The following is a 22,310-nucleotide window of genomic DNA, read 5'->3' as shown; positions in this document are numbered from 1 at the left end:
AGCTAATAACTAATAAGCCAGTAACTACTAACCAATAACTTACTTTAATGCGCCTGCTTCCAGTTCCAGGTACTCTTTTCGGTTTCGGGCAACGTCAATGGCGGTATAAATCGCCTGTAACATAGATGTCTCATCGGCCAGATCTTTTCCGGCAATATCGTAGGCCGTGCCATGATCGGGCGACGTACGAACTGCCGACATGCCCGCTGTGAAGTTGACTCCCTCTTCAAAGGCAATCGCTTTAAACGGAATCAGGCCCTGATCATGATACATGGCCAGCACCGCATCGAACTTCAAATAAGCTCGTGTGCCAAAGAAGCCATCGGCAGGGTAGGGGCCAAACACCAACTGACCTTTATTGCGCCATTCGGCAATAAGCGGTTTGATGATGTCATTTTCCTCCGTGCCAAGCAACCCTTCTTCGCCAGCGTGGGGATTCAGCCCAAGTACCGCAATTTTGGGTTTTTCGATGCCAAAATCCTGTTTTAGCGACCGCATCATCAGGCTTAATTTCTGCGCTATTCGTTCGCGGGTGATGTTCTGCCGAACGCGCCCCAACGGCACGTGACCCGTTACCACACCCACGCGAAGGCTCTGGCTGACCAAAAACATCAGGTTGTCCTGCACGCCGAATTCCTGAGCCAGGTACTCGGTATGACCCGGAAACTTGAACTCCTCCGACTGGATGTTATTTTTATTGATAGGTGCTGTAACCAGCGCATCCAGCTTTCCGGCTTTCAAATCGTCCACCGCCCGCTGTAAACACGCGAAAGCTGCCTGCCCGGCGTCGGCGGTTACCTGCCCTGGCTGAATATCCTGATTCTGGTCGGGCCAGCACGTAATGACGTTCGTAAGTTTATGGCTAATCTGACCGATTGACTGAGCACCGTTCAGGTTCCAGTCTTTCAGGTTCAACAGGTTACGGTACCGGTTCAAGATCCGCATGGAGCCGTAAATAACGGGGGTGCAAATCTTCTGTAAGCGATTATACTGCAACGCTTTCAGGATTACCTCAGGTCCAATACCGTTATAATCACCCAGCGAAATACCGATGACCAACCGATCTTCCCGCCCCATGTTTTCTGTGACTTGCCCCGACAGGTCGTTATTCAGTCGTGGCTCCGGGTCGTTCGAAATGGATTCACGCTGGCCATTCCGGTTATCGTTCGCCGGCCGATTTCGATTGGGTTGAGCGTCATCGCGCTGCCGGTTCTCGGTGGGCCGCTGATTGTTGCTTTGCTGGCCATCCCGCTGATTTTTAGGCCGCTGGTTGGGCTGGTTTGGCCGTTGGCTGCGCTCTGGCCGGTCGGTTGGGGGCGCACCCGGCTCACCAGCGCTTTCTGGTTCAGCAGGCCGTTCTTCGCGACCGGGGCGGTTGTTCTGAGAGCGATTCTCGCGTTGGTTTTGCCCACCGTCACGTGGTGGTCTGCCATCGCGTGGTCCGCCATCGCGTGGTCCGCCATCGCGTGGTCCGCCATCGCGGTTTCGATCATTTCGCTGGCCACCGTTGCGTTGGTCGTTACTGCGTGGTTCGCCATTGCGATTCTCGCGCGCAGGTACCTCTTGCTGGTTACCTGCCTGTGATGTTGACGTTGAACCCGTTTCGGCCTCCTGTGTAGTTCGTGAACGAGGGTCTGGTGCCGGTGCGGCAGACGGAGTCGTACGAGGTGGGTTCGATTCTTCGGATTGGCGTTGTTCCATGTACTTTTCGTAGTTTCGCCAAGAGTTAGCAATTAGTGAAAAATGTAGAATGAAAAGCGATGAACAAACGGAATAAACTAAACTCGTGTTTATTCATCACTTTTCATTCTACATTTTTCATTGTATTCGCTGCAAGTTACGAAAAGCCAACGGATGTCCCAGAACCAACCCTCTATTCTCATTGCCGACGAAATGCACCCGTCGCTTTTTGCTATGCTCGATCAGGCAGGCTTTCAGTACGATTATCAACCTAAAATTACGCGGGAAGAGCTTATAACTGCTATTTCTCCTTTCGAAGGGCTTATTATTCGTAGTAAAACAACTATCGACGAGGCCGTATTAGCGCACGCGCCAACGCTACGGTTTATTGGCAGGGCCGGTGCCGGACTGGATTTAATTGATCTCGATGCAGTTAAAAAACGCGGTATACGGGTTTTTCATGCGGGCGAAGGTAACCGCGACGCCGTTGCCGAGCATGTAGTCGGGATGTTGCTGGCCCTATTGGCGAATATTCTGAAAGCAGATCGCGAAGTGCGTCAGGGTATTTGGGACCGCGAAGGAAACCGGGGTTACGAACTTGGCGGACTTACAGTTGGCCTAATTGGCTATGGAAACAACGGCAATGCTACGGCTAAACGCCTTAGTGGTTTTGGGTGCCGGGTGCTGGCATATGATAAATTCCTGACCAACTACGGCGATGCCTTTGCCGAAGAAGCCACGCTGGCGCAAATCATAGAAGAGGCCGATGTATTGAGCCTGCACATTCCCCTCACTAGCGAAACGCGAATGCTCATCAACGATACGTTTGTCGATCAGTTCAGGAAGCCATTCTACTTCATAAATATTGCGCGGGGCGAAATTACGTCGCTGGCGGCTGTTGTGCGGGGGCTGGAAAGCGGAAAAATTCGGGGAGCTTGTTTAGATGTACTGGAAAATGAGAAGTTGGCCAAACTCACCCCGGAACAGCAGCGATCGTTTGACTTTCTTCGTGAGTCCGACCGCGTTGTGCTGACCCCTCACATTGCCGGGTGGACCCACGAAAGTTACGTTCGCATCAACGAGGTGCTGGTCAGGCAAATAGCCAAGTAGACGCAAGGAATTGCGTCTCTACTTGGTTACGGTAAAAATAGCACTGGTGCAGGATGTTCCTGCACCATTTGTCAGGCAGATCTGGCCGGTCACTGCGCCAGTCGGGACGGTCACTCTGGCGGTAGTACCTTCCAGTACAAACTTGGCTGCGACCGAACCACCATTGCTAAATCGAATTTCCTGAACGGTTGCCATATTCTGGCCGGTCAGAATAATTTCGTCGCCAACTTTTCCCGTTTTAAGAGTAAAATCTACGGCTGAGATCAGCCTTAATACCGTGAACGGTGTTGTAGTGATTGTCGTATTTGTCAGGTTCGTTACTTTTAGAGGGCCGGTCTGGGCATCGGCAGGAACCGTTACCCATCGTTCGGTTTCCTCATTTTTACCCCCATCGGCCGCAGCTGTAGCCGATCCGGTGAACAAAATCTGGGCATTCATCAGGAAGTTGCCTCGTAGAACAACCCGCTCACCGGGCCGCGCTTTCAAGGGAATGATATCCGTGACTACCGCTTGCTGAACCAATGTTAGAGGGGCAGATGCCGTACCCGCCTTGCTGGTAACGGTCACAGGCCCGCTAACGGCCGTTGGAGGAATGCCAACCAGCAGATCGATTCCCTCATTTCGGCTGGTAATGGGTACTGTGATACCGCTAATTGTAACGCTGGTAATGCGGTAAAGATCTTTACCCGAAATGGTAAGGTTTTTGCCTGGTAGTTGCCTTGCCGGATTGAGAACCAGCGCAGAAGGAGCCAGGTAGTAAAAGAATGGATCAGTTGCCGAGGTATTCCCGCCAACACCACTTGCCGACACCGACACTTGTTTCGACGCGGGAAGGGCAGGTACGGTAACTTCAACCTGTCGACTATTCAGTAATCGGAAAGATGCCGGTACATTGTCAATGGCGAAGGTTGACACTTCACTCATATTATTCCCTTCCACTATAATTTTTTCGCCCGCATAACCATCTGATGCAAGAAGGTGAGTAATAAACGGCGGCTGAAAAATTTTCACCGTATCGGTACTGGTGGCTACCAATGTTTCGAATACCCTGACCACCACTTTCCCCGATGTTGCCGTTGCCGGAATGATCGTTCGAATTTCGGTATCCTTAATGGTCGTCAATGCTTTATCGGTCGTCAAGCCGTTAATACTGACGATGCCATCGGTGAAGTTCTTGCCAAGAATAACCAACTCCGCACCGGGTTTAGTATTTAAAGGACTTACACTGATGATCTGAGGTGTTCCCGCAACCGTAAACCTATTCCCGACTTCGCCCCCTACCGTTTCAATATATAGAAACGTTGGCCCACGCGGCACAGTAACCGGCACAACAATGGTAAGCTTTTGAGCCGTACTATCTTTTATTACAGCGTCACTGTCATTAAAGCGTATCCGTTTGATCTGATTCAGATAGTCGCCCGTAATTATAATTTCTGTGCCGGGCAGCCCGTTTGTCGGTTGAATTGAATTGACAATAGGGCCCGGCTGAAGAACTGTAAATAGAAGTGGATCTGACGTTCCTTCTTCGGTTTGAACCCGAATCTGGGTTTTGCCGGGTGCTACACGCGGTACCGTTAGCCGAATCGTTGTTTCGTCATTACTAACGATTGGAGCCACAGTAGCAGCGCCAAATATAACAGATGGTGAAGAGCCAAACTGGTAACCAGTTACAGTAATTGCCTGGTCTACATACGCTTGATTAATAGACAGCTTTACTAATTCTGGCGGACTATGCTGGACCCGACAACTACTAATACTGAACGATAGAATGCAAAGAAAGAAAAGTAAGAATGTTGATTTCATAAAGGCAACAGGTGAGTACAAGCTCGGGCATAAGGCTGTAAAATTAGTCAATTTGACTGTCTAAAAACCATTTTCATATAAAGCCTGTTAGAGGAAAGGGGGGGCGAAGACTCCAGAATATGAACGAAAAAGAATTATAAAGTATGATTCATTCTGGCACATTCTCGAAAAACTAACCGTTATTCTTCACCTTTCACCCGATAGTCTTCACTAAGAATTATCAAATGAGCTACCGCAGCCTGAAAGCATCAAAATTACTAGCAATCTCTACACTTGGTCAACTAAAAGCCGCCGGTTACGAAACCCATTCAATTAAACAGGAACTGCGGGCTAACTTAATTGACCGAATCAAGGAAAAAGAAGTCGTTTTTCCGGGTATATGGGGGTACGAAGACACCGTTATTCCAGACGTGGAACGGGCTATACTGTCCATGCACCACATCAATCTGCTGGGACTCAGGGGTCAGGCAAAGACTCGTATTGCCCGACTGATGGTCAATCTGTTAGATGAGTACATCCCTGTTGTGGCCGGTTCGGAACTGAACGATGATCCGTTGCAGCCGCTCTCGCGTTTTGCCATTGATCTGATTGCCGAGCATGGCGATCAAACGCCCATTTCGTGGATGCATCGAAGCGACCGCTATACCGAGAAACTCGCCACACCCGATGTGTCGGTGGCTGACCTAATTGGCGATGTTGACCCCATCAAGGCGGCAACGCTCAAACTCCCTTACTCGGACGAACGGACGATCCACTTCGGCCTGATTCCCCGTTCGCACCGGTGTATTTTTGTGATCAACGAGCTGCCCGATTTACAGGCCCGTATTCAGGTATCGCTCTTCAATATTTTGCAGGAAGGCGATATTCAGATTCGGGGCTTCAAACTTCGGCTGCCGCTCGATATTCAGTTTGTGTTTACGGCCAACCCGGAAGATTACACCAACCGGGGAAGTATCGTGACACCCCTGAAAGACCGGATCGACTCCCAGATCGTGACCCACTATCCGAAGTCGATAGAAATTGGGAAGAAAATCACCATGCAGGAAGCTGTTGTCAAGAACGAACAGAAAAGCATGGTGAAAACCAATGAACTGATTACCGACCTGATTGAGCAAGTGGCCATCGAAGCTCGTGAAAGTGAATATGTCGACTCTAAAAGTGGGGTATCGGCCAGGATGACGATTTCGGCTTATGAAAACTTACTCTCGGCGGCTGAACGACGAGTATTGATCAATGCCGAAAAAGACACCTTCGTTCGTATTGCCGATCTGTACGGCGTTGTGCCCGCCATTTGTGGAAAAGTCGAACTGGTCTATGAAGGCGAAGTAGAAGGCCCGGTTATTGTTGCGCAAAACCTGATCGGTAAAGCGATCCGGAATCAGTTTCTTGGCTATTTTCCGAATCCTGAAAAAGCCAAAAAAGATAAACGCGGCAATCCCTACAAAAAAATCACAGATTGGTTTGGTGACGGTAACACGATGGAATTCCTCAACGAATTAACCAATCGTGACTACGAAGCCCGACTGCGCACAATTGATGGTCTCGATGATCTGGTTGACCAGTTCCACCCACGATTGGGCAAGTCTGAAAAGCTGTTCATGATGGAATTTGCGTTGCATGGCCTTGCCGAACATTCCTTGGTTGGTAAGAAAGCAATGGACACGGGTCTGTCGTTCAAAGACTTGCTCGGCTCTATGTTCAACCCCGGCACCAGCTTTGGTGGTGAGGAAGAAGATGAAGACGAGGATCGGTTTTAGGGTATCGTAAGTAACAGAAAGTACGCTTCGTAAAAAAGGTGTTCGAAAGGCTGCGTAAGCCATCTCGAACACCTTTTTTTATGAAAATAAATGCGCCTTTTTTTTGGTGGTTAGCTCAATATAATTGCTTTACTCAATAACCACCGCTGTGCCGTTGGCACTTACCATGAGCATCGCACCATTGCCGCCAATGGTCTGGTAATCCAGATCAACCCCAATAACGGCGGTGGCACCCAGGCGGGTAGCCTGATCGATCATTTCTTTGAGCGCAATACTTTTCGCTTCGCGCAGTGCCTGCACATAAGCCCCCGAATGACCACCAACTACATCTTTGATTGATGTGAAAAAATCTTTGACAAGGTTGGCGCCAATAATGGCCTCTCCGTTGACCAAGCCCACATATTTTGTGATGTGCTTGCCTTCAATGTTAGAGGTAGTAGTTACGAGCATGAGATGAGGGTGTAAAATGATAGGGCGTCAGTAAATTATAGGTAGAATCCACGCAATCTAAGACGGAACTCTCTTTATTTGTAAGCCAAATTATGGCATCACGTAGTTAATAACAACTTACAACCAGAAACAAATGAAAAATTTACGTTCATCACGCCTGTTCGCCTGGGCAATAGTAATCGCTATACCCATATGGTTCGGAAGCTGCAAGAATGACGATAACCCAGTAGTAGCGACAACAACGGTGGAAGGTAGTTACAAAATCAGCGCGCTTACGATCGACCCCAAAGCACTTGGTTTATATACCGATGTGGTAGCGGCTTCTAAATTGTTTTTCAATAACTCTACCTGTTTAAATGACATTACTATAACCTTCAAAACCGGCGGTGATGCCACAACCGATAATCCATCTTCCTGTCAGAGCCTTCCCGTACCGGTTAGCACGTTTACCGGGATTGATGCAACCAGCAAATGGACACAGAGTGGCAACAAATTGACAATCACGAAAGGAGACGGTACTAAAACAGAATATACTGTACTTAGCACAGGAACCATCCTGGGATTACAGTGGCAGGGAACCTTAAATTATCCGGTTCCAAGCGCTACAATATATACGTACACGATGAATTTAACGAAACAGTAAAATACAGGTGCAATCTGGAAAACCAGCTTAATAATAAGCTGGTTTTTTTTATGGGCGGTCGCCCGTGTTTATAGAGTAACGTTAACAGAAGTTGAACATAACATCAATGACCGTTTATGAACAACCGTGAACCGTTAGCTCAACACTTGACTGGTAATGTCTGGATGTAAAATAGTTTTGACCAAACTATTAACACACGATAGACAATGAAAAACAAAAATTGGGTCCACACATTTGCCTGGGTATTGGTCCTGGCGATGCCACTCTGGTTCGGAAGCTGTAAAAAAGGTAGTGATGATACGGTAACACCGGCAACCTCATCGTCCATTCAGGGGGGCTGGAAAATATCGGGTTACAAGATTGACCCTGGCGTTGATTTTTTGGGGACCGGTCAGAAAAATACAGATTTGCTGGCTTATTTTAAATCATTACCGAATGGACTTGGTACTGATCTGGTAGACTGTTTGACGGGCACAACCATCATATTCAACGCCAATGGAAAGGTTACCGGAACGCCGGGTGCAAAATGCACAACATCGACCGATGTAAATCCGGTTGAAGATAACTCGACCTGGAAACTGGACGGCACAAAACTAACACTGACCAGCGGTACCGATGTAACGGTTTATGACACCGTTATTAGTGGCAACACATTGAAGCTATCCGGTCCGGATAAAGAAGATTTTGACGGAGATGGTAAAGAGGAAACCTATACAGTTACCCTGGAGCTGACAAAGGTGTAATAGCTTGAGTTGTCAATAAAAAAGCGGATGCTGGCCAGCATCCGCTTTTTTATTGACCTTCTATGCACTCATGGAGCGTAGTAATATATTGTTCCAGATACATGGGCATCGACTTTGATTTATACTGCAAAATATAACGCGGATGGTCAAGGGTAACGATGCGGTCAAAAAAGCCCTGCTGATCGTTCAGTCGGCGCAGATACGTTTCGTTTTTACGCCCCAGACAGACCGCTACATGTCTGTTGTAGCCAAAAATAAGCTGGGTTTGTACCGTTTGGTTAATAGCAGGCCATAAGGCTTCAGTAGTGGCGCGGTCGTCGTAGAAATTATAGTTTTTCCCGGCTTTGGTCAAGGCCAGGGGAAACAAAGACGTCAGGAAAAATTGGCTGTAAAATGCCTTCGCCCCGCCAAACGCGTCGACGACCTTGTAGATAAACCGACTTGATAACTCAGGGGTATCGCGCAGGTCGTTGTCAATGGCGCAGTATCGACGCAGATTCTGAGGAGTTGTAAATGAAATACCCGTTACGCCTGCACCAAACCGACCAGGATTTATACCCAATACAAAAACGCGCGGACTATTGTCGGAGAAAAAACGGGTGTAAAAATCACTGACAATGCCTTTTACGTCGGGCCGTTGGTATGGATTTATGACACCAATATCGGGCGGCAGATTAGCCGGAGCGGCTAACGAGTTGTAATAAGCAATGGCTTTATCGGCAAAAGTCATCATTTGGTCAATTGTGTTTGTTAAGGGTTGACGGATAGTATAAACGCCATATCTTGAAGATATGGCGTTTATACTATCCGTCAACCCTTAACAAACACAATTCTATTTAATATTCTTTCTGCGGTTTCGCTGGAAATCCTCAAACATCATGTTGCCTAGTCCCTGCAACCCGCTGTAGTAAGCCCGGCCATTGTTGACCTTGGTGAACTCCTGCACAAACTGCTTCAGATAGGGATCGGAGGCAATCATAAATGTCGTGATAGGAATCTCCAGCCGACGTGCCTGTGCTGCCAGCGTGAGGGTTTTGCTCACAACTTTTCGGTCAAGCCCGAATGAGTTCTTATAGTATTTAATACCTTCTTTCAGGCAAGTCGGCTTGCCATCGGTGATCATGAAAATCTGTTTATTCTTGTTCTTGCGCCGACGCAGCAAGTCCATCGCCAGTTCAAGTCCGGCCACCGTATTGGTGTGATAGGGGCCAACTTCCAGGTACGGAAGCTCCTTGGCCTGAATCTGCCAGGCATCGTTGCCAAAGACCACAATGTCGAGAGTGTCTTTGGGATACTTCATTTTGATCAGTTCAACCAGCGCCAGTGCCACCTTTTTAGCGGGTGTAATACGGTCTTCGCCATACAGAATCATTGAGTGGCTAATGTCGATCATCAGCACGGTAGAGGTTTGCGTCTTTTGCTCCTTTTCCGTCACCTCAAGGTCACGCTCCATGAGCCTGAACTCCTCTACACCGCTGTTAATCTGCGCATTTTTGATGGATTCGGTCATGGAAATCTGCTCCAGCGAATCGCCAAACTGATAGGAGCGAAGATCACTGCTCAACTCATCGCCCGTTCCGGTATAAGGTGTCTTATGATTGCCACCTGATTTCGAGCGCTTAAGTTTTCCGAAAATCTCTTCGAGCGCACTCCGACGAATCGTTTGTTCGCTTTTGGCCGTCATCGAGATTTTGCCTTCCTGATTCTCTTCCGTCAAATAACCTTTTTCTTTAAGGTCGTCGAAGAAATTGCCGATGCCGTATTTATCGTCGGTGAGGCCATATTGCCGGTCTAGCTGACTCATCCAGGCCATTGCCTGCTCTACATCGCCGGATGTTAGCAGGAGCAGCTGCTGGAAAATATTGAGCAGTTTATCGAAGTTACTGCCTTCTTTCTGCTCGGGCGGTACATAATCAGAAAATTGAAAGCCTTTCATATTGTCAGTAAGTGAGTAGTCGTGAAGCCAGAACCTGTATGTCAAGAACAGCGCGTTTCAAGGATTTGTTCGGTCTGCTTACAGCTCAATTTGTACTGTAAAATCCTGTAGAACGTCTTCGCCGGATAAGTTGATTTCTAGACCTTGTTTAATCTCAATGGAGCCATTTTCCCGGTAGATGAGTACCTGTTTCCCGGCTCGGTCAATCAGCCAGCCAAGTCGGCAGCTGTTATTTCGATACTCCTCCATTTTTTCTTTTAATTCTTTCAAATCATCACTCTTCGAGCGAATTTCAATCACGAAATCCGGGCAAAGTGGCGCAAACCCCTGGCGGTCTGTTTCAGGTATGGTGTCCCAGCGCTGGCGGCTAAGCCAGGCAACATCGGGTGATCGTACCGCTGAGTTCGGTAGTTTGAAGCCAGTAGAGGAATCGAAGACGTAACCAAGTTTCATCCGGCGGTTCCATATTCCTATTTCAATAGCTATTTCGGCGTTGTAGCGTCCTGTTTCTGATCCGGTGGGAGGCATAAGGATAATATTTCCGTTGGCATCGCGCTCCAACTTCGTCATTTCGTTGGCCTGGCAAAGAGCGAAGAAAAAGTCATCGTCGAATTCCCGGAAGCGGGGAGGATGTATCGTTCGAAGTTCCTGTTCCATTAGCGGCAAATCTGTTTTATCAAATATAACGAGAAAATGTATTATACCGGTTAGGAGCTGTCAGGTGAAGTGTGCTTTTAAGCGCTATTAAACGCCATATCTTCAAGATATGGCGTTTAATAGCGCTTAAAAGCACACTTCACCTACCTTACAACTGCGCCAGCAAATACAGCACCGCCATACGAACAGCAACGCCGTTTTCGACCTGATCCAAAATGATGGAATGCGATGAGTCGGCGGCATCGGATGTTAGCTCTACGCCCCGGTTTATGGGGCCGGGGTGCATCAGAACGATGGGCCTGTCGAGGTCGTCGAGCATCTGTTTGGAAATGCCGAAGTACAGGGAATATTCGCGTAGCGATGGGAAATATTTGATTTGTTGCCGTTCCAACTGAATACGCAGCACGTTGGCCACATCACACCAGGCTAGTGCTGCCCGAACATCGTGGCTAACTTTCACACCCAGCGCTACGATGTATTTGGGGATGAGCGTTTTGGGGCCGCAAACCATTACCTCGGCCCCTTGTTTTTGCAGGCAGAAAATATTGGAAAGAGCTACGCGGGAGTGCGTAATATCGCCGATGATCGCGATGCGTTTACCGGCCACATCACCGAGTTTTTCGCGAATCGAAAACGAGTCGAGAAGCGCCTGGGTCGGGTGCTCGTGCGTGCCGTCGCCCGCATTGACAACATTGGCTTTTATGTGTTTGGTGAGGTAATGGGGAGCGCCGGGACTACTGTGGCGCATCACGACCATATCGACCTTCATGGCCAGAATATTGTTGACCGTATCGAGCAGGGTTTCGCCTTTCTTGACCGAACTGCCCGAAGCCGAAAAATTGACGACGTCGGCCGATAATCGTTTCTCGGCCAGCTCAAAAGAGAGCCGGGTACGGGTCGAATTTTCAAAAAAAACGTTGGCAATAGTCACATCACGGAGCGATGGGACTTTCTTGATTGGCCTGTTTATGACTTCTTTAAATTGCCCGGCCGTATCCAGAATAAGTTGAATGTCAGACTCGGTCAGGTCTTTGATACCCACCAAATGGCGGACGCTAAGGGATTGGGCCATGAGAGCAGTATAACTATAAATTGGGCAAAGATAGGCCCTAACCTGATAAAGACACTATTGAGTACAGTTGTCTTTACGGGTTTCTTAATTCTATAGAGTTTGAATAGCTAATGCTGGCCGTACGTTCTAACCGGGTGTTGCCTACTGCTTTTCCCGTTTTGAAAAAGGAAACAAAGGTGATTCTACATGAGACTGGTTCATGAACTGGCTAAGCTGTTTGACCTTGTCCTGGTTTTTAGCGGCTATATCATGGGTTTCTGCCGGGTCTTTTGAGAGGTCATACAACTCAACCGGGCCGTTAGGGTCACTCATGGCTTGTAAGCGTACGGCTTTCCAGTTCCCCTGCCGAACGGCCTGCCTGCCACCCTGTTCATGAAATTCCCAGTAGAGATAGTCGTGTTGGTTCTGCGTTCCCTTGCCGGTTAGTGCAGGTACAAACGAGAGACCATCCAGACGGGTTGGCGTTTTGGCGCCCGCTAATTCGGTAAAAGTGGGTAGAAGATCCCAAAAGGCACCAATGAAATCGCTCTGCGTACCGGGTTTGATAACGCCCGGCCAGCGGGCAATAAACGGTACGTGAATACCGCCCTCATATAAGTCGCGTTTGATGCCACGAAAACCGCCACTGCTATTGAAAAATGCTGGATCGCCACCGCCTTCGCGGTGTGGGCCGTTGTCGCTCGTGAAAATAACGAGTGTGTTTTTATCAAGCCCATTGGCTTTCAATTTGGCTAGTATCTGCCCTACATAACTGTCAAGCCTCGATACCAAAGCGGCATAGGCAGCATGCGGATAGCCTTGCGAAGCATAGCCACCTGTTTTGGCATTGGCCCCGTAATTGGCACCCATATAGGGCGTTTCGGCGAATTTTCCTTTGTAGTAGGCAAAAAGGCTATCAGTGGGCGGAACTAGTTCGGCGTGGGGGAGCGTGTAGGGCAGAAATAAAAAGAAGGGTTGTTTGCTTTTGCGGGTATCCAGAAAATTCAGGGCCTGTTTCTGGATAAGATCAGGGCCGAACTCATTCGTTTGCGTCAGGTTTTTATTGGCCGGGAGTACCACCTTCTTCTCGTTGTCCCAAAGATGATCGGGGTAATAGCGGTGGGCCAGTGACTGGCAGTTGTAGCCATAAAATCGGTCGAAACCCTGTTTGTTTGGATCGCCTTCCGAGCCAACGGGACCCAGTCCCCATTTACCGAATGCGGCTGTTGTATAACCTGCCTGTTTCAATAGTTCGGCTACCGTTACCACCGAATCAGCAATGGGCTGCTGGCCTTCGGGAAGTGCTTCTTTGTTACCCCGTATGTACGTATGCCCCGTATGTAGTCCCGACATGAGCGACGACCGTGAGGGCGCACATACCGTTGTGCCCGCATAAAATTGCCTGAACTGAATCCCCTCAGCCGCCATACGATTAATGACCGGTGTTTTGATGAGGTTTTGTCCATTAACGCCTATATCCCCAAAACCCAGATCATCGGCCAAAATGAAAATAATATTGGGACGGGTAGGCTTCGGTGCTTGCCCTTTTGCCAGGCAAGACATGATGAGGAACAGGAGTAAGACAAATTTAGTCATAAACGTGAGCTATCAATTTCTTACTAAAGTCTGCAAAGCTGGAATTATACGGCCCTTTAGTGACATTTTTTTGCCCCTGCTGCAATCCAATATATTGTGCGTAAACACACAAAACCGTACCCAACCAGGTTGAGCACGGCTTGTGTCATTGATTAAAAAGAGATTGGTAATGATATCCGTTTAAGTTTCCCTACTGATTTACCGTATCCATAAATTTAATAGTCGAGAGGGACATCAACGGCTGAATAGCTTTGGCATTATCGTTTTTAAAGACGAAATACAGGTCGTGCATACCTTCAGTAGCCTTGAGGGCAAGCTTAACCGGCGGACGGGCAAATGGATTCCTCGGTGCAGCTGCTGCCGCAGGTTTGGCTCCCGGAGCCGCAGCCGCAGGTTTAGGGGCAGATTCCAGCTGAGCCATGAGTTTCTCCATGTCCACTTCGGGCGCGAGTTCAACGGCCACTTCGCCAATGACAGGTCCGGTTACAGAGCCAAGCCGAACTTCAATCGTTCCGCCTGCACTGCCTTCGCGTCGTTGCGCGGCTGCCACAAGTTCTAACTGCTTGATACCGGTTAGATCAATCTGCCGGAAAGCAAGATAGCTGTTGGCATAAGGAATTACGTTTTCGCCTTTGCCCATGCCTTTTGCTTTTACATCGGCACCGTGGATGATCGCTGCTGACGATGCTTCCAGTTGGGGACTATGCAGAATCAGCATCTTTTCGGCTGTTTGCGATGGTACAGGTTTCCCTCCTTTCACCACCCCGCCACGGTCGGTATAAGCCGCCCGGATTAGCACTGAGCCCTTCCCGTTGTCGCCTTCGGGTAATTTGAGTGCGTAGGTTCCGCTGGTGGGTAGGGTGCTGAATGTCTTCTCATCGATGTGAAGAATATACGATACCAGAATGCCCGCGTCGGCGACCGACATGGCAGGATGCCCCGGCATCGCCACATCGCCCCAGATACCAACGCCACCCTGCCTGATCTTGGCGATCAGCCGGGCAGGAGCACCCGCGTCGCTTTTATATTTGGCGGCAATAGCGGTGAAGGCAGGCCCTACCGACTTGGTGGCAACCTGATGGCAAACTTTGCAGTCGCTCTGGTTAATGAGTGCGTGGGCCACCGCATACTGCGTAGAAGCATCGACACTGCGTTGTCCCTGTATCACTTCGGCATAGTCGAAACCCTCCGACGTATAATCGATACTCATAGCGACACGAGCCGGGCTGATCTGTCCCGCTGCCGTATTCGACTTGCCCAGGCTGCCATCTTCTTTATCGGTTACCTGAACGGCGTAGCGAATGGGCTGATCGGGGAAGAAAAATGTTTGGTTGCTGCTTAGGTTGACTGCAACAGCGGGTGGTTCGTTGCCCGCTATGAGCTTTATCGACTGACTATTCGTTGCCCCTTTTGAATCGCTCACGGTTAGGGTAGCGGTATACACGCCAGCTTTGTCGAAGCTTACCGATGGATTAGCCGTTGTGTACACTTTCGATGCACCACCGGGCGTGCTTACTTTCCACTGGTAGGTGAGCGCATCGCCGTCGAAATCTTTGGTGCCATCGGCAGAGAGCGTAAGTTGCAGCGGTACCGTGCCGCCGGGCTTGCTGGCCGATGCCCGAACGATGGGTTTGCGGTTTCCGCCGTTGTACTCGATACGAACCAGTTTGGCGTTGTCGCTCTTACGGAACCAGTTGCTGCCGTATTCGAGAACGTAAAGGTCACCATCGGGACTAAACTTCATGTCGATGGGTTCGACGGGGTGATAGGTTGGCAACACCTTTTCCATACTCTTGTAGTTGCCATCGGCATCCATAGAAATGGCCATAATCCAGCCGCGCGAGAAATCGGTAGCCAGCCATTTGCCTTCGTAATAAGCGGGCCACGGGCGCTTGGCTCCTTTAAAGTCGGCCTGCCGATAAACGGGCCCACCCGTTGCCGAACGTGAGCCGGTACCTACAAGCGGAAACTCTTCCGAAACCGCGTAAGGATAATAGATGAACGATGGTGCTACCGGTGGCAGCTCCGTCAGGCCCGTATTGTTTGGTGAGCTATTGATCGGTTTTTTAGGATCTTTTTTGTCCAGTGGTTTTTTGTTGGCGTAGTCATAAACCGGAAATGCCTGATCGTTGCCCACAAACCACGGCCAGCCAAAATTGCCCGGTTTGCGTCCCTGATTCAACTCATCATATCCACGCGGACCAATCTCCGAATCTTTGGTGGCATCGGGACCCACTTCGCCCCAATACAGATAGCCCGTCTGGCTGTCGATAGAAATGCGCCAGGCATTACGGTGGCCCATCGAATAAATTTCAGGCCGGGTCTTTGCGGTTCCTTTCGGAAATAAGTTGCCTTCGGGAACGGTATAACTACCGTCGGCTTCGGGGTGAATGCGCAGAATTTTTCCCCGAAGGTCATTCGTGTTTCCTGCGTGACCCTGATCGTCCCAACTACTGCGGTCGGGCCGTTCGTCGGTTTGAGCGGCCTGCTGGTTGCCTGTGTTATTCCCTACTGTCAGGTAAAGATTTCCCGACCGATCCCAGGTCATGCCCCCGCCTGTATGGCAGCAAACTTCACGTTGAGTAGGCACTTCGAGTACCACTTTTTCGGCTCCTAATTTATTGTCGCGAACCTCCCAGCGAGTCAGAATATGCTTCTTCTCGGTGGGGTGAGCGTAATACAGATACATGAAATGGTTCTGGCTGAAATTAGGGTCGAGCGACATACCCATCAACCCTTCTTCGGCTTCGGATACCTTGCCCGCTGCCGACGTGTATTTGGTGTTAACGGGTATGGTTGCCAGCAAATCGACGGTTTGAGTAGTCGGGTCATATTTTTTTACGCCCCCTTTACGCTCAATAATGAAGGCCGTGCCGTCTTTTAGTACCTCGAAGGTCATTGGTTCATCAAGGTCTTCGGCCACCACAACGGGCGTGAATCGTGTTTCGTCGGGCTTTGCCGGGCCATCCTGTACCACAAATGAGGCCAGCCCGATTACGAGTAATCCGTTGATCAATACAGGAACTGCCTTACCAAGGAAGCCAGTCCGCTTTGGTGTAAAATTTAATTTTCTCATGCAGGTATTCGTATGTAAACTAACAGCTTTTTGAGAGGAGATGCCGGAGTGAGTCGCGACGGGGCACAACGACTTGTGCTTTGATTACTCAAAGCAACAACAATCCGGTCCGCTATAAAAACGCAATAGACAGAGAGGGGCGGAACATCGGCCAATGACCTGTTTTTGCCGATGGAAAGGAAACAGACTACTAAAGCCAGACTTTCATTGCCAACTGATTAAGCTCGATTACTTGAGTTGTTTGTAAAGAAGAAATCAATTGGTCTAAGCTCACTCCAAATAAGTACTCAGGTACAACTAGTTTAGCGTATTCGGACTAGCTGTACTTGTCATGCTGGCGTTCCACCGGGCTGGCGTTCCAGCATGACAAAAAATAACCTAATGTATTTTCAATAAAGTACTTAAATCTACTAACTGCCGATTTTTGAGATGAACAGTTGCCACATGAATAAGGTGGCTTTTGCAAAAGAAAATGGGTTGCTCCGTGAGCCCTACTGGTTATGTTACGACCCATTTACTTAACGATCAATAAGCGTCAATTTCCGCGATTATTCAGGTAGAATTGCTTTACTAAAGACAGAATAACATTGTCCTCCTGCAATATTGACGAAGCTGGATTATTAATAAATGGGAGCTGATCCTTTATGTGGTTAAACTCGCTGGACGATATAGTTTTATAGCCCATTGACCAGTCTGAAAAGGTTCGTTTTTCGATTGGATAACTATACAACGAAATGACTTGGGTATGCTGAGCGTCCTGACGGATAACATTATACAAGTTTTTCACATGCTCTTCCTCTCCTTCTAACACTTGAATGATGCAGCCATTGAAGTACAGTAAAATGCCTGTAATGCCCACAGCCTGATTTTTTTGTCGACTTTGTTGTAGGATACGGGCTAGTTGTTCTTCAGAGAATAAACCTTTTGACGAACTAAGGTAGACAATACAGTATTCCATTTGAGTTAAAATTGCAGTAGAAACTAAACTACTAAACTATAAAATGTTACCCTTAAAATCAAAAGGTAACATATAGTAATTATTTCAAGAAAACTGTATATCCCGTTACTCAGTAGCTTCCCTGTACATAAAACCAGTAGCTGTTGCAGAGGTAACTCGTTGAGAGATAGATTAGTTATTGACTCGTGCCGGGTTATCACACGATCCAAACTTCGCTCATGAAACTGATGTCCGCTCAGCACGCATCCGGCACGGGTATTTCCCCACTCTATGCACTATTCCACGACAACACAGCCATAACCCGGAACAATTACGCGGTCGCCGGTAAAGGAGCTGCCCGGTACTGTTTCAAACATAATACACCGGCACCAGCTTTCGCCCGGCGAAAAGACAACATCAATGGGTTTGCCTGTCAGGTTATGCACGATCAGAACACATGGCCCACTAGCGGAATTTTGCCTCATAAACGCCACGATCCCCTTTTGGCGAATACCCGATGGTAAGAGCCTGCTGAGGTTATTATTCAGAATCGGATGGCCGTTTCGGTAGTGAATCAGGCGTTTGTACTGATTAAAAAGCGAATCGGGGTCGTTTTGCTGTTGCGCCAATGGCCGAACTGTCTGGCTGGTGCTGTATTTCCCCCGACGCCAGCAGGTGCGTTGGGTATCGTTGGCACGAACATCCCATAAAAATGGCTCCCGGATATGCTCATCCGGCTTCATACCCAGCATACCAATCTCCTCGCCGTAGTACATGTAGGGGAGGCCGGATAGTGTAAGTAAAAGATTGGCCGCCACTTTCAGGTGGGTGACATTTCCTTTCAATACACTGCCAATGCGGTTCTGGTCGTGGTTCGACAGAAGGAGTGCATCAATAAACTCCGGGTTTACAGTGCTGAACGTGCTGTGAACATAGATTAAAAATTCGACCAGATCTTCGGTGTCGTCTTCCTGTTTAACAATTTCGGCAATCATCAATTGAAGGTCGAAATTGAAGTTGGCCTTCAATCCCCGAAAATAGGGCGCGATGCGCTCCGGGCGTGTCCAGACTTCGCCGACTGTGTAAGCATTTGGTTTTGCCGATTCAACGACGCGCCCAAATTCCTGCCAGAACTCGTGATTTTTGGGTTCTTCGGCTTCGCGGTACAAATGGCGGGCGGCATCGAGCCGGAATCCGTCAACGCCTATTTCGTTAAGCCAGTAGCGAGCAATGTTAAACACGGCCTCTCGCACGGGCCGGTGGTCGAAGTTCAGATCGGGCATACCGCTCCAGAACATGCCGTAATATTTTTCGGGCGGTTCGCCCGCTCCGGCGTACCGGTTGCGATATGTGTCTCCCCGAACCGAATGCCAGGGGCTTTTCTCGCCCGAATCGGCCGTAATGTCGCGGGTAGCCAGTTTTCGGCGTTTGATTTCGTCGGGGCGTAACCAGTGGTAATACTGCCGGTAGGGATTATCCGGGCCTTTGGATGCTTCCTGAAACCAGGGATGATGAATGCTGGTGTGATGCAAAACCAGGTCGATAATAACGCCAATGCCGCGCTGATGCGCTTCGGCAATTAACCGCCTGAAATCGTCCATTGTCCCATACTCCGGGTCAATGCCGTAATAGTCGGTAACATCATACTTATGATAGGTTGGCGAGGGGCTTACAGGCATGAGCCATATAGCCGAAACGCCGAGGTCTTTCAGGTAATCAAGCTTGCTCGTAACGCCGTTCAGATCGCCGATTCCATCGCCGTTCGAGTCGGCAAACGAGCGAACGAAAATTTCGTAATGGACACCGGTACAGCCTGTACGAATTTGATTTACAGGTAGATGGCTGGGCGATGGGTCGCCTGCCTTTGTTTTTGTGTCAGAAATATCAGATTGCATTTAGTGGGAAAACTGCTGGTACGTAACAAACGGCGAAAATTACTGATGAGTTTACACGCAAGGGGCCAATAAGCATTTATTCCAGAATTGTACAACCATAAGCTGGAATGGTCAAACTTCGAGTTTCCTATCGTTTCAATACCTTCAAAACGCTTTGCTGCTCACCTTGCTGGATTCGAAGGAAATAGATTCCCGACGAGAGGGTTTGCAAATCGATTGGTTGACGGAGCCGCTCGCTGATTTTCAACGCACTCATCGACCGAACCGAACGCCCGCCAGCATCGCGCAAACTGAGGTCCACCACTCCCCGATAGCCGCTATTTATATCGACAATAGTCTGTTCACCAGCCGGATTTGGCGAAATGAGGATTTGGCTAACCGGCTCAGGCTCTACTGCCGTTACCGTGCTGGGTACAAGAGCAAAGGGAACAAGGCCCGCGTCGGGGGTAGGGAGTTTGCTGGTCGAGTACAGATGAAAGGCACCCGGCTCCAGCATTACCGATTGACTGGCGTCGGTTATCTGTACTTCCTGCCCCGTAAAGAAATGGTACCACTTCCCGCTCGATGGAAACCCCGCATTGATCGTCTGCGGTTTCGTATCGAAGTTGCCAATCAGGAAAACAGTAACCGATGCACTGCGCAGGGTTAGCCGTTTGACAACGCCGGTAAAGTCGGTTGTAAAGTCCGACGTGGCAAAGGCTGGAACCGTGGTTTTGAGGTTGATCAGAGCACTGTACACTTTGTATAATTTTTGCCGGTCGGCATCTTTGTAATAGTCCCAGTGAATTGGTTTGGCAGCGGTGCGGCAGTCATTGTTGATCGTTGTACCGTCGGAACAGGTGTTGATGGATAGATCATAACCCAGCTCGCCAAACTGCCAGATCATTTTCGGGCCCGGCACTGTCAACAGGAACGCGGCTGCCAGTTTGGCCCGATCCAGCGCGGTGGGCAGCGATTTAATGGTATACGAACCCGTTGTTGTGCCATTCTGGCGAAGGTCATAGACAATTCGTTCTTCGTCATGACTCTCCGCATAACCAACCAGATTCGGTTTCTGGAAATTACGTTTCTGATATGAAATGCCCGAAAAATCGCCTTGTGCCGAGCGGGTGGCGTTCCGGTAGTCGCCGTTGTGATTTCCCCAGAGCATCATGCCGTAATTGGCTAGTTCAGTTTCTTCGGTGTTGTCGGCAAAGTGTTCCAGAATGACGTAAGCCGTTGGGTCAACGGTTCTGATCTGGTCATAAATGCGTTTCCAGATGGCAATCCGGCTGGCATCGTAGTTGCCCCAGGCCGACACATCATTGCCGGAATTTTTCTGGGTAAATCCTTTCGAGAGGTCAAAGCGAAAGCCATCGACTTTAAACTCCTGCAACCAGTATGTACACACCCGATCGACAAATGCTTTGGTGTCCGGACTTTCGTGGTTGAAATCGAAAAAGACGCTGAACGGGTGCGTGGCCTGTTGGTTAAAATACGGGCTGTCGGCGGAGGGGCGATCACCAGCCCAGTACATTTTTACGTACGGGAACTCGTAATCGGCCTGATTCAGCACCATGTCGAGCACCACCGCAATGCCCTGTTTATGAGCCGCATCGACAAATTGTTTCAGGGCGTCTTTCGTACCATATGCTTTGTCGGGAGCGAAGTAGAAAATGGGGTTGTAGCCCCACGAATCGTTGCCCGAAAACTCCGTAACGGGCATCAGTTCAATGGTATTGATGCCAAGTCGTTTCAGATAGGCCAGACTGTCGGTGAGGGTTTGGTAGTTTCGATTCTGGACAAAATCGCGGACGAGCAGCTCATAAACAACCATCGTGTTGACGGCGGGTCGCTGAAAACCGGTCGTCTGGAACGCATAAGCTGTTTGGCCCGGCTGCAAAACAGAAACCGTATTGCCCTGCGCTTTGTCGGGGAAAGCTTTCAGGTTAGGGTAGGTCGTGGCCGGAATAAATTTGTCGTTGTTGCGATCCAGAATCTTGTCTGCATAAGGGTCAGCAACGCCGATGGTACCATCGACCAAATACTCAAAAGCCGTTTCACCGGCGGGCAGGTTGGGCAGGTCGAGCCAATAGCGGTTGCCGTCGGGCGTCCGGTTCATCAAATAAGCCGGGTTGATTGCCCAATTGTTGAATTCGCCGAGCAGATACACAAAGCTTTTCTTTGGCGCATACAGTACCAGTGTGGCCTTGTTCGTACCCGTATAATTAATGCCATCCTGTAGCCCTGTTGGCAATACCGCAATTGGCGATTGGGGTTTAACGGTAAAGAAAAACGTGTCGGAAATAGCCGTCGTGCCGGTCGTTGCACTAAGTGAAGTTGCCTTCACAATCACCGTCCGTTGCAAACCCGATTGCGTGCCGGTATTGAGCAATGTATTGAGTGAATCTGTGCCCGTAGCACTGGCGGCAGGTTGCCCGTCGAGGGTCAGGCTAAAGGTTGCCGACTGCGAACTTTTGTAGCGTACCAGTAAGGATGTGTTGGCATCGACGTAAAACTGTTTCTGACCTGGAGACAGCCGAGTGAGGTTAAAGCTGGCATCGTAAATGACTATCGAAAAATCTTCTGTCTGGGCTTTTCCATCGCCACCTTTCAGCAACAGTCCCAGTTTGCGAATGGGTGTTGCGGCTGGTACACCAAAGTAAGTACGCGGCACCAGCTTTATCTGCCATTTATCATTGCCGAGAGCTGTCATTTTGCCCGGTGTAAAGGGTTTGGCAAAATCTGTTTGCCCGGCGGGCTGAAATTCAAACGCATTACCGGCGGCTGTCGATCCGGCTCCCGACCACAGATAAACGTCGTCCTGTTTACCGAGTAGCCCTTTTGCCCGACTATCGGTAGACTTTGTCAGGTCGAAAATCAGGGTAATTTCAGCATCGGCGTTTGGGAATGCGGGCTGTGTCGTAACAACTTGTCCAAAGGCGGGTGCCAGCAGGAAAATGAAAAGAAAGAGCGGGTAGTACAGAAATTTCATAG

Annotated in this window: 16 protein-coding genes; 4 read left to right on the top strand and 12 right to left on the bottom strand. The window is 49.2% G+C overall.

Annotated elements, in window-relative coordinates:
• Positions 1 to 39: 39 nt before the first annotated feature.
• On the bottom strand, positions 40 to 1,701 hold the full coding sequence (gene pdxA / locus CWM47_RS12535) for a 4-hydroxythreonine-4-phosphate dehydrogenase PdxA (RefSeq protein WP_100988303.1): 1,662 nt from the start codon (positions 1,699 to 1,701) through the stop codon (positions 40 to 42).
• A 153-nt stretch (positions 1,702 to 1,854) separates the two neighbouring features.
• Between pdxA and CWM47_RS12530 the strand changes: the two genes are divergently transcribed.
• The gene (locus CWM47_RS12530) at positions 1,855 to 2,790 is read left to right on the top strand and encodes a 2-hydroxyacid dehydrogenase (RefSeq protein ID WP_100988302.1); all 936 of its coding nucleotides are present in this window, start codon (positions 1,855 to 1,857) and stop codon (positions 2,788 to 2,790) included.
• An 18-nt stretch (positions 2,791 to 2,808) separates the two neighbouring features.
• Here the strand turns inward: CWM47_RS12530 and CWM47_RS12525 are convergent, their stop codons facing one another.
• On the bottom strand, positions 2,809 to 4,593 hold the full coding sequence (locus CWM47_RS12525; RefSeq protein ID WP_100988301.1) for an IPT/TIG domain-containing protein: 1,785 nt from the start codon (positions 4,591 to 4,593) through the stop codon (positions 2,809 to 2,811).
• Positions 4,594 to 4,817: 224 nt separating this feature from the next.
• Between CWM47_RS12525 and CWM47_RS12520 the strand changes: the two genes are divergently transcribed.
• On the top strand, positions 4,818 to 6,350 hold the full coding sequence (locus tag CWM47_RS12520; RefSeq protein WP_100988300.1) for a P-loop NTPase family protein: 1,533 nt from the start codon (positions 4,818 to 4,820) through the stop codon (positions 6,348 to 6,350).
• Between the two features lie 129 nt (positions 6,351 to 6,479).
• On the opposite strand, the gene CWM47_RS12515 is transcribed toward CWM47_RS12520, so the two are convergent.
• A complete protein-coding gene (locus CWM47_RS12515; protein ID WP_100988299.1) occupies positions 6,480 to 6,800 on the bottom strand; it encodes a heavy metal-binding domain-containing protein in 321 nt (106 codons plus the stop codon).
• A 133-nt stretch (positions 6,801 to 6,933) separates the two neighbouring features.
• On the opposite strand from CWM47_RS12515, the gene CWM47_RS12510 reads away from it, so the two are divergent.
• Both CWM47_RS12510 and CWM47_RS12505 read left to right on the top strand, forming a co-directional pair.
• Positions 6,934 to 7,443, top strand: a complete 510-nt coding sequence (locus tag CWM47_RS12510; RefSeq protein WP_100988298.1) for a lipocalin family protein — start codon at positions 6,934 to 6,936, stop codon at positions 7,441 to 7,443.
• Between the two features lie 206 nt (positions 7,444 to 7,649).
• Positions 7,650 to 8,186 carry a lipocalin-like domain-containing protein gene (locus CWM47_RS12505; RefSeq protein WP_100988297.1) on the top strand — a complete coding sequence of 179 codons (537 nt, stop codon included), beginning with the start codon at positions 7,650 to 7,652 and terminating at the stop codon, positions 8,184 to 8,186.
• A 49-nt stretch (positions 8,187 to 8,235) separates the two neighbouring features.
• Here CWM47_RS12505 and CWM47_RS12500 read toward each other — a convergent pair whose 3' ends face one another.
• The 9 genes from CWM47_RS12500 to CWM47_RS12460 form a co-directional block, all read right to left on the bottom strand.
• Entirely contained in the window at positions 8,236 to 8,919 is a 684-nt protein-coding gene (locus CWM47_RS12500) for a uracil-DNA glycosylase family protein (protein ID WP_100988296.1), read from the bottom strand.
• 99 nt (positions 8,920 to 9,018) lie between these two features.
• Positions 9,019 to 10,122 carry a vWA domain-containing protein gene (locus CWM47_RS12495; RefSeq protein ID WP_100988295.1) on the bottom strand — a complete coding sequence of 368 codons (1,104 nt, stop codon included), beginning with the start codon at positions 10,120 to 10,122 and terminating at the stop codon, positions 9,019 to 9,021.
• 78 nt (positions 10,123 to 10,200) lie between these two features.
• The gene (locus CWM47_RS12490; RefSeq protein WP_100988294.1) at positions 10,201 to 10,779 is read right to left on the bottom strand and encodes a Uma2 family endonuclease; all 579 of its coding nucleotides are present in this window, start codon (positions 10,777 to 10,779) and stop codon (positions 10,201 to 10,203) included.
• 148 nt (positions 10,780 to 10,927) lie between these two features.
• Positions 10,928 to 11,851, bottom strand: coding sequence for an aspartate carbamoyltransferase catalytic subunit (locus CWM47_RS12485; RefSeq protein ID WP_100988293.1), 924 nt, complete (start codon positions 11,849 to 11,851; stop codon positions 10,928 to 10,930).
• A gap of 141 nt (positions 11,852 to 11,992) precedes the next feature.
• Complete coding sequence (locus tag CWM47_RS12480; protein ID WP_100988292.1) at positions 11,993 to 13,426, bottom strand: arylsulfatase; 1,434 nt, start codon at positions 13,424 to 13,426, stop codon at positions 11,993 to 11,995.
• A gap of 190 nt (positions 13,427 to 13,616) precedes the next feature.
• Positions 13,617 to 16,502 carry a PQQ-dependent sugar dehydrogenase gene (locus CWM47_RS12475; protein WP_100988291.1) on the bottom strand — a complete coding sequence of 962 codons (2,886 nt, stop codon included), beginning with the start codon at positions 16,500 to 16,502 and terminating at the stop codon, positions 13,617 to 13,619.
• A 535-nt stretch (positions 16,503 to 17,037) separates the two neighbouring features.
• A complete protein-coding gene (locus tag CWM47_RS12470) occupies positions 17,038 to 17,460 on the bottom strand; it encodes a BLUF domain-containing protein (protein WP_100988290.1) in 423 nt (140 codons plus the stop codon).
• 275 nt (positions 17,461 to 17,735) lie between these two features.
• Positions 17,736 to 19,334 carry an alpha-amylase family glycosyl hydrolase gene (locus tag CWM47_RS12465; RefSeq protein ID WP_100988289.1) on the bottom strand — a complete coding sequence of 533 codons (1,599 nt, stop codon included), beginning with the start codon at positions 19,332 to 19,334 and terminating at the stop codon, positions 17,736 to 17,738.
• A 127-nt stretch (positions 19,335 to 19,461) separates the two neighbouring features.
• A complete protein-coding gene (locus CWM47_RS12460) occupies positions 19,462 to 22,308 on the bottom strand; it encodes an alpha-amylase family glycosyl hydrolase (RefSeq protein WP_100993850.1) in 2,847 nt (948 codons plus the stop codon).
• Positions 22,309 to 22,310: the final 2 nt, after the last annotated feature.

This window comes from Spirosoma pollinicola (assembly GCF_002831565.1).
GTDB classification, from domain to species: Bacteria; Bacteroidota; Bacteroidia; order Cytophagales; family Spirosomataceae; genus Spirosoma; species Spirosoma pollinicola.
Note: the sequence above shows the minus strand (reverse complement) of the source record. Positions and strands in the feature narration are given on the sequence as shown.